The 15,181-nt window shown below is 50.2% G+C and carries 11 protein-coding genes; all 11 read right to left on the reverse strand.

The genetic code is table 11. The features are described 5' to 3' along the window. Nucleotides 1-25 precede the first annotated feature (25 nt). Nucleotides 26-739 (reverse strand): cytochrome c biogenesis protein CcdA, encoded by a 714-nt coding sequence (locus L6H98_RS23295; protein WP_236420015.1) that lies wholly within the window; start codon nt 737-739, stop codon nt 26-28. Nucleotides 740-803: 64 nt separating this feature from the next. Then, nucleotides 804-1,607, reverse strand: coding sequence for a metal ABC transporter permease (locus L6H98_RS23300; protein ID WP_236420017.1), 804 nt, complete (start codon nt 1,605-1,607; stop codon nt 804-806). Nucleotides 1,608-1,657: 50 nt separating this feature from the next. Continuing rightward, nucleotides 1,658-2,416, reverse strand: coding sequence for a metal ABC transporter ATP-binding protein (locus tag L6H98_RS23305; protein WP_236420019.1), 759 nt, complete (start codon nt 2,414-2,416; stop codon nt 1,658-1,660). Nucleotides 2,417-2,469: 53 nt separating this feature from the next. Beyond that, complete coding sequence (locus L6H98_RS23310) at nt 2,470-3,447, reverse strand: metal ABC transporter substrate-binding protein (protein ID WP_236420111.1); 978 nt, start codon at nt 3,445-3,447, stop codon at nt 2,470-2,472. A gap of 353 nt (nt 3,448-3,800) precedes the next feature. After that, nucleotides 3,801-5,816: a methionine--tRNA ligase gene (gene metG, locus L6H98_RS23315; RefSeq protein WP_236420021.1), complete on the reverse strand. Its 2,016-nt coding sequence runs from the start codon at nt 5,814-5,816 to the stop codon at nt 3,801-3,803. A gap of 360 nt (nt 5,817-6,176) precedes the next feature. Further along, nucleotides 6,177-6,431, reverse strand: a complete 255-nt coding sequence (yidD, locus tag L6H98_RS23320) for a membrane protein insertion efficiency factor YidD (protein ID WP_236420023.1) — start codon at nt 6,429-6,431, stop codon at nt 6,177-6,179. A 3-nt stretch (nt 6,432-6,434) separates the two neighbouring features. Next, nucleotides 6,435-6,893 carry a Fur family transcriptional regulator gene (locus L6H98_RS23325; RefSeq protein WP_236420025.1) on the reverse strand — a complete coding sequence of 153 codons (459 nt, stop codon included), beginning with the start codon at nt 6,891-6,893 and terminating at the stop codon, nt 6,435-6,437. Nucleotides 6,894-7,471: 578 nt separating this feature from the next. After that, nucleotides 7,472-9,829 (reverse strand): copper amine oxidase N-terminal domain-containing protein, encoded by a 2,358-nt coding sequence (locus tag L6H98_RS23330; protein ID WP_236420027.1) that lies wholly within the window; start codon nt 9,827-9,829, stop codon nt 7,472-7,474. 252 nt (nt 9,830-10,081) lie between these two features. Beyond that, a complete protein-coding gene (nagZ, locus tag L6H98_RS23335) occupies nt 10,082-11,668 on the reverse strand; it encodes a beta-N-acetylhexosaminidase (protein WP_236420029.1) in 1,587 nt (528 codons plus the stop codon). Beyond that, entirely contained in the window at nt 11,665-13,317 is a 1,653-nt protein-coding gene (locus L6H98_RS23340) for a response regulator (RefSeq protein WP_236420031.1), read from the reverse strand. The genes nagZ and L6H98_RS23340 overlap by 4 nt, the downstream gene beginning before the upstream one ends. Further along, nucleotides 13,318-15,153, reverse strand: coding sequence for a sensor histidine kinase (locus tag L6H98_RS23345; RefSeq protein ID WP_236420032.1), 1,836 nt, complete (start codon nt 15,151-15,153; stop codon nt 13,318-13,320). Between the last annotated feature and the right edge of the window lie 28 nt (nt 15,154-15,181).

Raw genomic sequence — 15,181 nt, forward strand, 5'->3', positions numbered from 1 at the left:
TCGCATTTATCACCAGATTTTCCCCTTAAATAATCATCCAATCCGGCGTAATCTGCTGCAGCCAAATCGTAATCTTGGTCATCTGGTCAGTGAACAGCAATATGCCAAGGAACAGCATTAACGCCCCGCCCACTTTCATCATCGCATTGGAATAACGCAAAATCCAGCGGGTCGAGCCGATAAAAAAAGCAAGAACAAAAAACGGAACGGCAAATCCGACCGTATAACCGGTAATCAACGCAAACCATGTCGTCGGTTCACTTGCAGCCATCGCAATGATTGCCGTTAAAATGGGGCCGATACACGGGGACCATCCTGCAGAGAAGCCAATGCCGAATACAAAAGACCCTACATATCCCGCAGGTTTCCATTTCAACTCCAGCTTGCGCTCTTTCATCAGAAACTGCGGTTTGAACACCCCAAGCAGGAATAACCCCATCAACATGATCAGAATGGCGGATAGCTGCCGGATGAGCTCGCGATTATCATTGAAAAAACGTCCGAACAGCCCTGCACCCAATCCAAGCGAATAAAATACCGCCGAAAAACCTAAAATGAACGCCAGCGTGTGCGTCATCGTTTTCATGCGAACCTCGCGCTGGTTGCGCTCATCTTTCAGGCGCTGCACCGTCATGCCGGTGATATAGGAAAGATATGACGGATACAGAGGTAAACAACAAGGGGATATAAATGATGCAAATCCGGCTATGAAAGCCAGCCATACGTTAACATCAGGCATGAAGCGAATGTCTCCCTTCTGTGGAAGCTCACTTGCCAATTGCACATTTGATCACGTTCAAGCGTCAGGCACGGAATCCCTTTTTGGCGACCATCGTCATGATCAGCATCATAATCAACAGCAGTACAATCGTAGCACCCGGTGCCAGGTTCCAGATCCCTGCTACAACCAATCCAATGACCACGGCAATCTCACCGATGACCACGGACAATACTATTGCCGACTTGAAACTTCTTGCCATCAACAAACTGACGGCAACCGGTATGGTCAGCAACGCAGATACGAGCAAAGCACCCACGATTTTGATGGCTGTGCTAATGACCAATGCCGTCATGACCGTAATCAGCATGTTCAGCACACGAACCGGCAATCCCGTCACTGCCGCTGCATCCTCTTCAAAGCTAAGCAGAAAAAACTCCTTATGAAGCAAGGCAACGATGACAACGACAATCAACGTAACGATGCCGACCAGCTTCAGGTCGGTCGCATCCAGCGTATAGATGCTTCCGAAAAGATAACTCATCACATCGGTATTGTATCCCTTGCCAAGCGTAAAGAACAGCGAGGCCAGCGCCACGCCGCCGGACATAATAATCGCGATGGACAATTCCGCATAGCTTTTGTAAGCCTTGCGCAATTTCTCAATCGCAAATGAGGCAAGCACCGCAAACACAAGCCCTACCGCAATCGGATATACCTCAATCAAAAAACCGAGGGCAACCCCGGCAATCGTAACGTGAGAGAGCGTATCTCCGATCATGGATAGACGGCGCAATACCAGAAACAATCCAATCAGCGGGGCGGTGATGCCAATCAGCAACCCGCCTGCCAATGCCCGCTGAAAAAAATCACTCATTAAAATTTCCAAAACGTACACGACTCCTTCGGCCTTGCTCTATTCTGGCGGACAACTGCCGTTTACCGCACCTGCGCCGTCGTATGCTGCAGATTGGTTTCCGCGCAATCCTCCACCTCATGCGAGTGACGAACATGAAAATGAATTTTACCGTTCGTTACCGCCGGCTGCGAACCTAGATAATTTTCCATTCGGTTCATGTCATGGGAGACCATAAGGAAAGTCATCCGGTGATGCTCATGCATATGGGTAATCAGTTCAAAAAAAGTATCCTGGGACTCCGCGTCAATCCCCACGGTTGGTTCGTCAAGAACAAGCAGATCCGGACGGTTGATGAGCGCCCGCGCCAGAAACACGCGCTGCTGCTGCCCGCCAGAGAGCTGTCCAATCCGTTTGTGCGCAATGTCCTCGATTCGCATGACCTGCATGGCATCCGCACATTGCTGGTTGGCCTGGCGTGTCATGCGGCGAAACATGTTTTTGTTGTTGTACAGGCCGGACATGACAACCTCTCGCACCGTTGCCGGAAACAATGGATTGAAAGCATTTTTTTGCGGAACATATCCGATGCGCTGCCAATCCTTGAATTTGCGAATGGACTGGCCGAACAACTTAATGTCGCCTTTCGCAGGCGGCAGAAGCCCGACCAACATACGCAGCAGCGTTGTTTTGCCGGCGCCGTTCGATCCGATGATGCCCACGAAGTCCCGCTCTTGCACCATGAAATTCAAATGTTCAATGACTTTCTGTTCACCATAGGAAAACGACAATTGCTCGATTTCGATGATGGGATCATGACATAGTGGCATGATTTGCTGCATGGCAAAGCCACCCTTTCTTTCTATTTCAGGATTCGGACGAATCCCAGTCTATCTTATTTTAATGCGATCAGGAGATTTTGCAAATTTTTCTCCATTAAAGTGAAATAATCGTCTCCGCTTGCTGCCTGCTCTTTCGTCAGCCCCTCTACCGGGTTCAAGACCATCGTTTCCACGCCGGCTTCGCCAGCCAACGTTTTGGCCAGTTTGTCGGATACCAGTTCCTCGAAGAAAATGTACTTGATGCCTTCTTCCTTTACCAATTTGGACAGATTCACGATATCCTGACCCGTCGGCTCAGCGTCCGGGGACAGTCCCATGATCGCATGCTGTGTCAGGCCGTAATCGCGTGCCAGATAACCAAACGCCTGATGGGATACGACGATTTCCTTGTTCGGCACTTTGGAAAGCTCGTCGGTAAATCGTTGATCCAGTGCTGCCAATTTGGTTTGAAGCGCTTTGTAACGCTGCTCGTAGCCTTCTTTGTGAGCAGGATCTGCTTCCACAAGGCTGTTTTTGATATTTTCGGCCATGATCAAGGCTGATTTCGGACTCACCCATGTGTGAGGGTCGATATGATGACTGTCTACCTCTTCTGACCCCGCGTCGTTTGTATGTTCGTCGGCATGTTCATCCTCATGAGCGTGTTCTTCCGATTGTTCCGCACCATGATCGTGGCCATCGTCGCCTTCCGCCATCAAGAGATCCACGCCGTCGCTGACCGCCACCGCTTTAACCTTGGAGTCGCTATCCAGCGACTTGAGGAAATTCGGCACCCATCCTTCAAGCCCGGCACCGTTATATAAGAAAAGCTGGGCTTTGGACGTGTTGACGATATCTTGGCTCTTTGGCGTCCAGTCATGCGGCTCTACCCCGGTTGGCAGCAAGTTGATCACGTTCGCATCCTCTCCGCCGATCGCAGCCGTAAAAGCGTACACCGGATAAAACGTCGTTACGACGTTGACTTTGCCTTCTTCGATTTTGGCACTATTGGAGCTGTTTTGCCCACAAGCGGACAAGATTAGCAAACTCATAACCAGCAAACTGCTCCAAAGCAGACGAGACCGCTTGCCTTTGCGCCGGGCAGTCGCCTGAATCAATGACGGTTTTTCTCTCAAAAATTTCATTTTTTCTATCACTCCGCATCTCTTAATCGTAAACATTACTGATAGAATTATAGGTAACCTACCCACCATTGTCAAGCGTGCTCTCCTTTTCATTCTATCCAGATCTGCGGAGCTTTTATCAGTCTATGCCTGGTTGTCCCCCTTCATGGCCCCTTTCCGGCTAAAAAAATGGTGAAAAAAGTGACCCGACGAATCGGGTCACTTTCATGCAGCACATACGGGTGCCATAGTTTATTTATGCATACAAGCATGCTGTTCCGTTATTTTACTTGTGCGCCATTGGGCATGCTGTCAGGAACGGTAGCAAGCGTAAGCTGATCGCCATGCGATGCCGCCAAAATCATGCCTTGGGACAGCTCGCCGCGCAGCTTCACCGGTTTCAGGTTCGTTACGCAAATGACTTTGCGGCCGACCATGTCTTCCGGCGAATAAAACTTCGCGATACCGGATACGACCTGACGCTGCTCATAACCGAGGTCCAGCTGCAGCTTCAGCAATTTATCCGCTTTTTTGACGGGCTCGCAGGCGATAACCTGCGCCACGCGCAGCTCGACTTTCGCGAAGTCATCGATGCCGATCTCTTCTTTGCTCTCCGGTGCCTCCACGGCTTCAGCCGCTGCGTTTGCTTGCGGCGCCTCAGGCTGCGGCTCCGCCTTTTTGCCGCCGGTCATGGCTTCGGAGATGTAAGCCACTTCCTGTTCTGCATCCAGGCGCGGGAAAATCGGATCTCCCTTTTGCAGCGCATTCCCTGCCGGGATCAGTCCCCATTGCTTCGTTGTATCCCAGGCGGTAAGCTCGCCTTCCTGGATGCCGAGCTGTTCCCAAATTTTACGCGGTGCACGCGTGAGGAACGGTTGCAGCAAGATGGAAGCGATGCGCAGGCTTTCGATCAGATGGGACATGACCGAAGCCAGTTCGCTGCGTTTCTCTTCGTCACGAGCCAACGCCCACGGCTGCGTCTCGTCGATGTACTTGTTGCTGCGGCTTACAAATTGGCTGATTGCCGTTAACGCAACGGAGAACTGCAGATTTTCCATCGCCTGCTCCACTTTTTCCACGGCCGCATGGCCCGCTTCTTCAAGAGAAGCATCGAATTCGGTTACGCCGGAAGCAAATGCCGGTGCTTTGCCTTCGAAATATTTATCAACCATCGCTACGGTACGGTTCAGCAGGTTGCCGAGGTCGTTCGCCAAATCGGAATTGACGCGTTCCACGAAGCTTTCTGGCGTAAAGGTGCCGTCCGAACCGAATGGAACTTCGCGCAGCAGGTAGTATCGCAGCGCATCCAGACCGTAACGGTCAATCAGCGTAACCGGGTCAACCACATTGCCTTTGGATTTGGACATTTTACCGTCCTTCATCAGCAGCCAACCGTGCGCAAATACCTTTTTCGGCAATGGCAGGTCAAGCGCCATCAGCATGATCGGCCAATAGATCGTATGGAAACGTACGATCTCTTTACCGACCAAATGTACGTCCGCCGGCCAGAACTTGTCGTAGAGCGACGAATCGGCGGAGCCGTAGCCCAGTGCCGTGATATAGTTGGACAGCGCATCGATCCATACGTATACGACGTGTTTGGGGTCGCCTTTTACTTTGACGCCCCATTCAAACGTCGTCCGGGAGACGGCCAAATCCTCCAAGCCAGGCTTGATGAAGTTGTTGATCATTTCGTTTTTGCGGGACTCCGGCTGAATGAAGCCAGGGTTCTCCTCATAAAATTGCAGCAAACGATCGGCATATTTGCTCATCCGGAAGAAGTAGGATTCTTCTTTCACCAATTCCACCGGATGACCGCTGTCCGGGCTTTTCGCGGCAACAATGTCGCCCTGCTCGTTCCGCTCCACGTCCACCAGCTGGGTTTCCGTATAATAGGTTTCGTCCGGAATGCTGTACCAGCCTTCGTACTCTCCTTTATAAATGTCGCCCTGTTTCAGCAAACGGTCGAAAATGTCCTGCACCACCGTTTTGTGACGCTCTTCCGTGGTACGGATAAAGTCGTCGTGAGAGATGTCCAGCTTTTTCCACAGATCCTTGATGCCTGCTACGATGCCATCGACGAAAGCTTGCGGCGTTTGGCCTTTCTCTTGCGCTTTTTGTTCGATTTTTTGTCCATGCTCATCCGTGCCCGTCAAATAACGGACATCGTATCCGCGCAGACGTTTGTACCGGGCCATCGCATCGCCCGCCACCGTCGTATAAGCATGCCCGATGTGCAGCTTATCGCTTGGATAATAGATTGGTGTCGTCAGATAAAACGTTTTTTGTTCAGCCATGGCTGATTTGCCTCCTTTTCGGTTTAAAGAACACAAAAAAACTCCCGCCCCAATGGGACGCGAGTTGTTCTCACGTGTTACCACCCAAATTCCCCGCGCTTTTCGCAAACCACGGGCTCTGTCGGTCCTCAGACCGTCCATTAACGCTGGATCACGCCCCAATCTTACAGCAAGCGGTTAATCCCGCACTGCATGCTCGAAAGAGGTCCCTCCAGGACCATTTTCCATCCTCCTCCCAGACCGGTTCTCAGCTTCTCCGGCTCTCTGCGCTGGGGGTGTGTCTGTACTTATCCCTTCACTGGAAATTATTATACATGAAATATACTGAAACGCTGCCCCTTTTGTCAAGTCGGCTGCAGACTACTTGGAAGAAGCTATGACGGATTTGTCCGCTTTCGGCGGGACCAAATCCACGCCGCCCGGATGGAACGGATGACATTTGGCGATGCGCTTTGCGGCCAGCCATGATCCTTTCAAGGCGCCATGCACCTCAATGGCCTCCATCGCGTACGCCGAACATGTCGGATAAAAACGGCAGGTCGGCGGCTTGAGCGGAGAAATGCAGCTGCGATATACCCGAATGGGCGCCTGTGCCATTTTTCGCGTCAGCTTCATCGCTTAATGCTTCCCGTGAGAATGTCCCGAAACCGCTTTGGCCGGAGCATGCTCCGCACAATCTTTACAATACCCGAACACTTCGAATTTATGATCCACAACCTGAAATTGTTCCGGCGCATCCGCAAGCTGCATGGGGCAAAATACGATCGGATATGTTTTTTGGCATTTCAGGCAAATCATATGGTGATGGTGATGATCCTCGCTGCAATGGGCGCGGAACTTCACCCCGTCCTCAAAAATAATCTGCTCCAGTACACCCAATTCCTGCATCACCCGCAAATTGCGGTACACCGTGTCGAAGCTGAGTCCGCTATAGTTTTTGCTCATATATTCATAAACGTCCTTCGGTGTCAAAAAACCGGGAGATTCGGCAAACAACCTGGCCAGCGTTTTCCGCTGATCCGTGATGCGAAGCCCCTGCGAGGACATCGTGCTAATAATCTGCTCTGTTGTCAGCATGACCTGCAACACCTCCTGCCATACATATGCTCATGCAATGGGTCAAGCAAAGCCGACAGAGCGGTGCTGTAACCGATGCAAATGGCCGCTTGTATTTTCTTACTACTAATAATGCCTCAAATTTCGCTTCGAGTCAACGAAAGCAGTCAGCCGCCCGATCGATCATCCAGCATGAACTTCCCTGAGGAAACCTCGCATGAGCGTATCTATGCACGGACGGAATATGTGCATTCAGCCGACTGCAAACCTACGAAAAAGGACTCCTTGCGGAGTCCTTCCATGACGGTTTAGAACAAGTTTCTGTTCGGGCGACTTTTGGGGTGACAGGGTATACGATAATATAAGCTCTCACTCCAAACCGTCCGTTTTCCGGTCCATCTATATAAACCGCACTAACCAATCACACAAGGCCACTACGAGTGCAGCACCATCTTCCGATCGCTGTTATCCCCAGATTTTTTTGATTCCCCTTCTCTAGAAGGGAAAATCCGGTGATAAAGGCGACCGCTTCGCTTCTCCAGATTGCTCCTGACTCTCCGTTAACGTGTGTATGTTTTTTGCGGTTTATATAAAAATTGTTATTTTTTCTCTTCTGGAAGCGGTGTGAACAACAAGTTAACCGGCAGATTGCTACCCGGTGCGGCAGAGAACAGAATCGTTACGCTCTCTCCATAAGATCCGGTGCGATAAAGCACGCTTTGTTCATTCGGCGCGCTAACGGAGCTGCTTTGCGCAATCTGTACAACCTGACCATTGACCAGGGCAACGCCGGAGTATTTGCCTCCGCGAGGGTTCAGGGAAATCAACGTCCGTGGAGCAACGTTGTTCAGCGTAATTTTGTATAACACGCCAAAGTTGCCTGCATTGGACGCATCCGTGTAAGCCATCGGATCCGTTCCGACCAGATTCGGATCGCTTGCATTATCGCCAAGCGGCATGCGGGACGGTTTGGCACCGATTGGCTCATCGTAGGTAATAACCCGTGTAGCATTCGGATACGTACCACGGTTATGAACGCCGTCGCGGTCAAGCACAGGCAATGTAGCCAAAGCTTCCATCGGATCTTTGTTTGCATCGATCATGATGACGTTATAATCGAGTTGATAGTCACTGAATACGTCCGAATAGAGCGAAATAACTTGTCCTTGTTTCATCGGCAGCGCACTAAGCTCCGTCAAAATCAGCTTGCTGTCGCCAGGCTCAATATAGATTTTCTTTTGATCCTTACCTTCCTGCATCGACTGGAACCATCGGTCAATGGACAATTTCCCTGCGGCCGTAGCGATTGGGGAAGGTCCCGCAAAGCCCATGTTTTGCTGTTCGAGTTGCGCCGTATACGCGTTGTTGTTCGTTGCGACAACATACATTTTAACGGCTTTCCCCGTGTTGTTTACATGGTGAATCATGAAGCGGGTCTGACCGAAAGAAGACTCTTTATATACAATACCTTCGGAATTCACCGTTTCCGGACTGTTGCTGCGGATCAGCAGGCTTGGTTCGTCTGTATACGTATAAGGCACTTTTTCCATGGCAGGCACATCGCCGCCGTTAAAGACGAATTTCTGTCCTACCGGGGTGAAAAGCTGATTGAAATCAGAAAGAGTATACAACGTCTCATTGGTAATTGTAATGACTTTGCTGTATGTGTCGGTTTCACCGTGTTTGTCCGTAACGGTGATGGTCACCGTTTTGGGACCTGGAACGAAGAAGGCCAGTGCATTGTTATCCCATTCCACTTTTTCGATGGCGTTTTCATCATCCGTACTTTGGTCGATATACGTGATTTTTTCGCCCATCTTGTACTCTTCCTTGTCGGTCTCGAACATGGCGACAGGAGGCAGGTTTGGTTTCTGTACTTGAATGGTTACGGAATACGGGTCGCTCCATTGACCGCTAGAATCCTGAACTTCATAAGTAATCGTATACGTACCGGGCTGATCGAACGATTCCTGACGGCCGGTCCAGCGTTCGTCAACAATGTTCAACCCCTTCGGAGAACTGGAGGATGTCACGTAATCTACCTTGTCACCTGCAAAAATTTCCTTTTGGGAAATTTTGAAGCTTGCAACCGGTTTGGTATTCAGATTCAGCACAACCGTTTTGGCCGACTGATTTACTTTATAAGTAATGTTCAAGGCCTGCGTAATGGAAGTTAGCGGGACCATGAACGTATTTTTTTGCTGATAGGCAGGGCCTTTCATCGTTCTGGACTCGCCATTTACGGTGTAGACCGTGCTGTTCGTTTTGAAACGAAGCTCGCTTTCGCCGCTAATAATGATCGTTTCCTTGGTGGTGTTGTCATATTTGACTTCATATCCTACACGGTCTACCAATGCCCGAATGGCAACATACGACACGCCGTTTTTGACCGTCATGGGCTGCCCAGCCAAATACGTCTTTCCGTCTTGCTCCATTTTGTTGCTGTTCATGTACAGCGTCAGATCACCGCCTGATGTTCCGAAAGACGTTCCTCCTGCAGAAGGTTGCTCTGCCTGAACAGGGGTCGTTGGAGTCTCGACGTCCTCTGCGCTGCCGTCTTCTTGGTCCGCAGCATCCGGATCAGGTTCAGTCGCTGATGTTTCCCCATCTGTGGTTGGTGTATCCACACCTGTTGCTGGTGTTGTTGGCGTTACTTCTTTGGTTGGTGTTGTTCCGGTTGTTGACGTTGTTTCAGTTGTCGGTGCTGTTTCGGTTGTTGTAGAAGTTTCTTTGCCTTCAGTGGACTGAGCACTGTTGGAAGCGTCGCTGCTCCCTGTCTTAACTTCACTCTCGGCAAGCGGCTGTTCTTTCTTGATGACCTCTACGGATTTTACTTTGGCAGTATGAACTGGTTCTGCATCGCCTTGAGCTGCTGGTTGCGCATTCACCGAACCAACTGCAAATGCTTGAAAAACAGCTAAAGCGGTAAATATGGACAATTTTTTCTTCAAATTCATTCTTTTTCTTTGGCTCCTTCTGCTCCCACGTAATATTATCCCCCTCAAAAAGTCATACTATTAGACGCGGGTGACCGGGAAAAGTTGCTAAAATTATTTGATTAGAAATGTAAAGTTTTAATAGAGCGAAAACACTATGAAAATAGTTAGTTATCATTTCATCGCATTCATAGCTTCATCCATCAAAAAAACCTTGCCGCTATATGGATGAACTTCACCACATAACGGAAAGGTTTGTCCTTGCCTTCCATGTTAACTTAATCGGACGGGCAAGCTTCCACTCGGATTCAATTCGCCCGTAATCAAAAGGGAGAGTCCACGTACCACGGCAGGCGTATTTTCGTATGTGCACACGTAAGCTCCCGGCCGGGGAATTTCGAACAGATCATAGGGATTACGCAAAGCTACGACAATCAATGAATGTTTCTCACTCAGCCGTTCGATTATGTTGCGCTGACCTTTGGGAAGAACTCCTGCCGAGGTATAGGTGCATACGATGACTTGGTCTCCCTTTATCACGCTTTGCATAATTCGTTCTGCTTCATCATAGGACGGCTGGGTCGTTATTTTATACTCGCGGACATGATTCCTGAATTGCCCAAGCACCCTACCAAGCGAATCCGAATGGGACCAAGGCTCATCCACCTCTGTTCGCTGTACAACCTCGGGCCATATAACGAACACGTTTTGTTCGGGTTTTAAGGGCAGTAAACCGTCATTATGTACCACGGTGATGCTCTGGCACGCAATTTCGTGTAACAGTACATCGTGCGGGACGGATGAAAACGAATCTGTCATACTCGATGGTTCGCTTGGTTGATCGCCACAGCGTTTTAGCTTCCAATTCACGACACGCTCCAGCGCCTGGTCAATGATCTGCTCGTCGATTTCTCCGTGGCGAACCGCTTCTGCCACTGCCTCTATGGCTGCGATCTGTTCGTCAAGGGTATGACTGACCAGGATCAAATCCGCTCCTGCCTTCACAGCACGGACAGCCGCCTTCGCAACTCCATACGGTTTGGAGATGGCATGCATCTCCAGGCAATCTGTGATGATTATTCCTTCGAACCCCATTTCTTTGCGCAATAAACCATGTAATACGCTGCGGGACAACGTTGCGGGAATCGGCTCTGGTTCGATCGCCGGAAAAATGACATGTGCTGTCATAATGGCATCCACGCCCGCCTCAATGGCCTGGCGAAAAGGCAGCAGTTCTACCTGCTCCAGTCTCTCCCGCCCATGGGGAACGGTTACCATGCCGAGATGAGAATCCACGGCCGTATCTCCATGCCCTGAAAAATGCTTCGCTGTTGCGGCTATGCCCCGCGACTGATATCCTGTAATGGCTGCCGCACCATGAGCGGCCACCTTCTCCGCGTTTTCCCCATAGGATCTCACTCCAATCACCGGATTTAGCGCGTTATTGTTCACGTCGAGGACTGGTGCAAGGTTCATATCGATTCCAATCCGCTTCAGCTCATCCCCTAGAATCCGTGCACATTGATACGTGTAATCCGGGTTGCCTGTCGCCCCTAGCGCCATATTACCCGGTACTCTGGTCACGCCGTCTTTATCGATTCTGGCAACCATGCCGCCCTCCTGATCCACCGAGATCATAAGCGGCAGTTCACTGCTTTTAGCGGCCATCCTTTGCAATTCGGCAGACAAGCGGGTCAATTGTTCCACGCTCTCCACATTGCGCCTGAAATAAATGACGCCCCCAACATGGTAGTCCTGGATTAAACGGGTGATCTGTGCATCCGCTCGCTGTCCATGAAAGCCGCACATAAACAGCTGGCCGACCTTCTGCTCCAGCGTGAAATTGTCCCATGGTCTCATGAAAGCATTCCCTCCTCCAATGAAGCAGCTGCTCTCTTGCTCTGCCTGTATTCCGACGGCTTCATATGGAAATGTTTATGAAATACTTTGGAGAAATAACGCCGTTCTTTATACCCCGTGGCTTCCCCGATCGCTGTAATGCTCCACTCCGTTGTACTCAATAAGTGCGCTGCGCTCTCCATCCGTTTATGGGTCAAATATTCAACAAATGTGACTCCTGCATGGCTTTTGAACAGCTGACAAAAGTAGCTTGAACTGATTCCCAGCCAATCTGCAACCTCATCGATGCCAAGATCACGGTCCAGATGTGTGTCCATATAATCACATGCAGACTTTATCAAATCTGAAGTCGAAGGACGTGACGTGCCTTGTTTGTTATGCCAGGCATGGGCGATCGCTTCCGCCAGTTCGATCAATTCCTTCATGGAGGCTGCCATTTGCAGCGCGTCCCAGAACTGCTTTTCTTCCTGTTCGGCAAGCGCATGAACCTCCCTCAACTCTCCCAGCATGTGTACGAGCAAAAATCGAATATTGCTTTCACCTATGCTGTCCGATGAAAATTTAGTTTGGTTCAGCTGCTGCTTAAGGGAATGCAGCAGATTGAACACCCCCTGCTTGTTCCCCTGCCGAATACAGCGAGTCAGCAGATCGAGGTCCTCTTTGGTCACCCACGCCGCCTTTTGGAATGCTTCGTCGTTTGGCCGTAAGATGGGGTGAGCGGAAGTGGGTAGCGACCTCGTCTCATCGCCGGTTTCGAATGAAATCATCAACCTTCGCTGACAATGCAGGTATCGCTCGGTAATCTGTTGATCCAAGCGCACGGGCTGATCGTCCCGAATCGTTCTTGCCTTCATTGCCGGGTCTTTGGCAAACATGGCATTAAGCCTCCATCGGATACGCTGTTCTAATTCATCTGCCTGCTGCTCCCATCCGGTCGCAGCCTTCAGCAGAATCCCCCATTCCCCTTTGCGTACGGCAATTATCATGCTTTCTTCCAGGGCTTCCGTTAAATCTGCAAGACTGGCATTGATCACATCATGCCATTGCTGATGCTGGTCAGCAGACCAGCCGATGGAATGGCGGAAGTAACCTTCCGCATTCACAAGGATGAGAATATAGCGATCAGAAGAGCACAGCCCTTCTGTTGACGGCACAGAGCAGCACGGAGAAATTCCCTTTTCACCCCGCAGTAAGTCGGTCACATGTTTATGTCTGATCCAGTTTTCCATCTCTACATGACGATGGTGCTCAAACTCGCTTGCCCTGCGCTTCTTATGAATCTGTTCGGTTAACTCGCGCAGTTTGTTCTCCAAATCCAAGTAATCAATCGGTTTGCATATGTATTCATGTACGTTGTAGCGGATGGCCGTTCGGGCATATTCAAACTGCTGGTATCCGGTCAGCAAAATAATTTCACATGACTCGCCCCGTTCGCGCAGTATTCGAATAAGCTCCAAACCATCCATGGCAGGCATGCGAATATCGCACAGCATGATGTCCGGATGACAATCAGCCGCTTTATCCAGCGCTTCAGCCCCGCTTCTGGCCGTGCCCGCAAGTTCAATCCCCATGTCCTCCCAGGGCAGGATCAAGCTCAAATTTTCCAAAATCGGCAGTTCGTCATCAACTAGCATTGCGGTCAGATTCATCTAGGCATCCCCCTGCTCATATCGTGGAATTATGCATTGAATCACTGTCCCGTGGCCTGGAGCTGAACAGATGAATATGCCGTATCCTGCCCCATATCGGATTCGTATCCGATCCGCCACACTTCGTAAACCCAGCCCGCGGCGCTCGGCCATTGAAGACGGGGACTGCTCCCCTTCGTTTGCATGCGGATGTACCGGAGGGTCCTCTGCCATGTACTCGAATCTCCCCAATATTTCCTGGGGAATGCCAAGTCCGTTATCCTCCACCCGCAGTACCAGATTATGGCGATCCTCGAATGCACGGATCCGAAGCACTCCCTTGTACTCAATGCCCTCGAAGCCATGCTGGACGCTATTTTCTACTAATGGCTGCAACGTCAGTTTAAGTACGAAGGATGTGTACAAATGAGCAGGAATATCTATTTCGTACGTAAACAAATCACTGAATCTGTATTGTTGTATTTCAAGATAACTCTGGAGATGCCTTACTTCCTCGCCCAGTGCTATTTCCTCCTGATCTTGAATGCTGATCCGAAGAATATTGCCGAGACGGTTCACCATTTCGCTGACTTTCCGTCCTTCTCCACGCATGGCCAGCCCGTTGATCGACTCCAATGTATTGAACAGGAAGTGCGGTTTGATCTGAGCCTGCAGCACACGCAGTTCAGCCTTGGCCTTCTGCTGCTGCTCTGCCCGCACACGACGAAACAAGCTTCCGATCCGGTCCAGCAGTTCATTAAATCCATGGGCTAGAAGCTGCATCTCATCGAACCCTGTTCCCTTCACCCGTGCGCTAAAGTCACCATCCTCCACTCGCCGCATGAAGCGGACTAATACCGCAATATTGCCGGTAATACGGTTCATGAAAAACAAATTGAAGACCATTGCCGCAAGAAGGCAAACCAGAATGATAATGACCGACCAGCCTGCAAACACATTCGTTTCAGCCGACAGCGCTTCCCATGAAGTTACGCTGATTAAACTCCAGCCGTAGTTTTTCAGATGATACTGGGACAGGATGCTCTCCGTGCCGTCAAATACCGTCCGAATGCTGCTGAAGCCGGGCCCGTAACTGACTGTGTTGACACCGAGGTTCTCCATCTTCTCCCCGCTGTACCGGCCGGTAGGGTCATAGACGATCAAACCTTCTTCATTTATTAATAGAAAGGATGTATTTTGTGCGGAATCGTTAATCTGCAGATGTCGGAAGATCCGATCGATCTCTCCCTTTTTGATCTGAACAACAAGAATCCCGATATTTTGAAAATAACTGAGCTCCTTCACCAGCCTGATCTGCGTAAAGACAGGATCGACGCCGGTAAGTTCGGGATACTCCAGTGGTGCAAGCCATTTGGGCACACCGTTAAGCTGCTGGATTTCCTGGAATAAGGGATGAACCTTGAACTGCTGAAATGAAAGCGCTTCAAAATTTTCCTTGGTGAATATGGAGACGATCTGATTGTTCTGGGATGAACGCAAATCATACAAGAAAGCATAGCTGATAAACGGATAGTTATATAGAAGGGAACGAAAATTGCGCTGGCTGGCATTAAGCGACAACTGGTTACCGGTTCCGAGATCCTGTTTGGTCGGGTCCTTGGCGTTAAGTGCCATTTGAAATACCGACGTGGCGATTCCGTTATCGGTGACATTGTTAATTTGCTGAAAAACGTTCTCGATATTGTAGCTGATGGCCTGAAGGGCGTATTCGGCCTGCTGGTTGTATTTTTTCTCAATCGTATGTGAGGTGACCAGAAACATCCCGATCCCCAGTCCGCACATCGGTACAATGATCAGCAGCAGAAAGGCCATGGCCAGCTTCATGCGCAAGTTCATATCCGTTCTCCCCATTCACCGCCTCGTC

It is taken from the genome of Paenibacillus sp. JJ-223, from assembly GCF_927798175.1.
Taxonomy (GTDB): Bacteria; Bacillota; Bacilli; order Paenibacillales; family Paenibacillaceae; genus Paenibacillus; species Paenibacillus hubeiensis.

Excerpts from the sequence above, each read along its gene's own strand:
- L6H98_RS23295 (WP_236420015.1), bottom strand. The coding sequence starts at position 739 with ATGCCTGATGTTAACGTATGGCTGGCTTTCATAGCCGGATTTGCATCA.
- L6H98_RS23305 (WP_236420019.1), bottom strand. The coding sequence starts at position 2,416 with ATGCAGCAAATCATGCCACTATGTCATGATCCCATCATCGAAATCGAG.
- L6H98_RS23310 (WP_236420111.1), bottom strand. The coding sequence starts at position 3,447 with ATGAGTTTGCTAATCTTGTCCGCTTGTGGGCAAAACAGCTCCAATAGT.
- metG (WP_236420021.1), bottom strand. The coding sequence starts at position 5,816 with ATGGCTGAACAAAAAACGTTTTATCTGACGACACCAATCTATTATCCA.
- yidD (WP_236420023.1), bottom strand. The coding sequence starts at position 6,431 with ATGAAGCTGACGCGAAAAATGGCACAGGCGCCCATTCGGGTATATCGC.
- L6H98_RS23325 (WP_236420025.1), bottom strand. The coding sequence starts at position 6,893 with ATGCTGACAACAGAGCAGATTATTAGCACGATGTCCTCGCAGGGGCTT.
- L6H98_RS23330 (WP_236420027.1), bottom strand. The coding sequence starts at position 9,829 with ATGAATTTGAAGAAAAAATTGTCCATATTTACCGCTTTAGCTGTTTTT.
- nagZ (WP_236420029.1), bottom strand. The coding sequence starts at position 11,668 with ATGAGACCATGGGACAATTTCACGCTGGAGCAGAAGGTCGGCCAGCTG.
- L6H98_RS23340 (WP_236420031.1), bottom strand. The coding sequence starts at position 13,317 with ATGAATCTGACCGCAATGCTAGTTGATGACGAACTGCCGATTTTGGAA.
- L6H98_RS23345 (WP_236420032.1), bottom strand. The coding sequence starts at position 15,153 with ATGAACTTGCGCATGAAGCTGGCCATGGCCTTTCTGCTGCTGATCATT.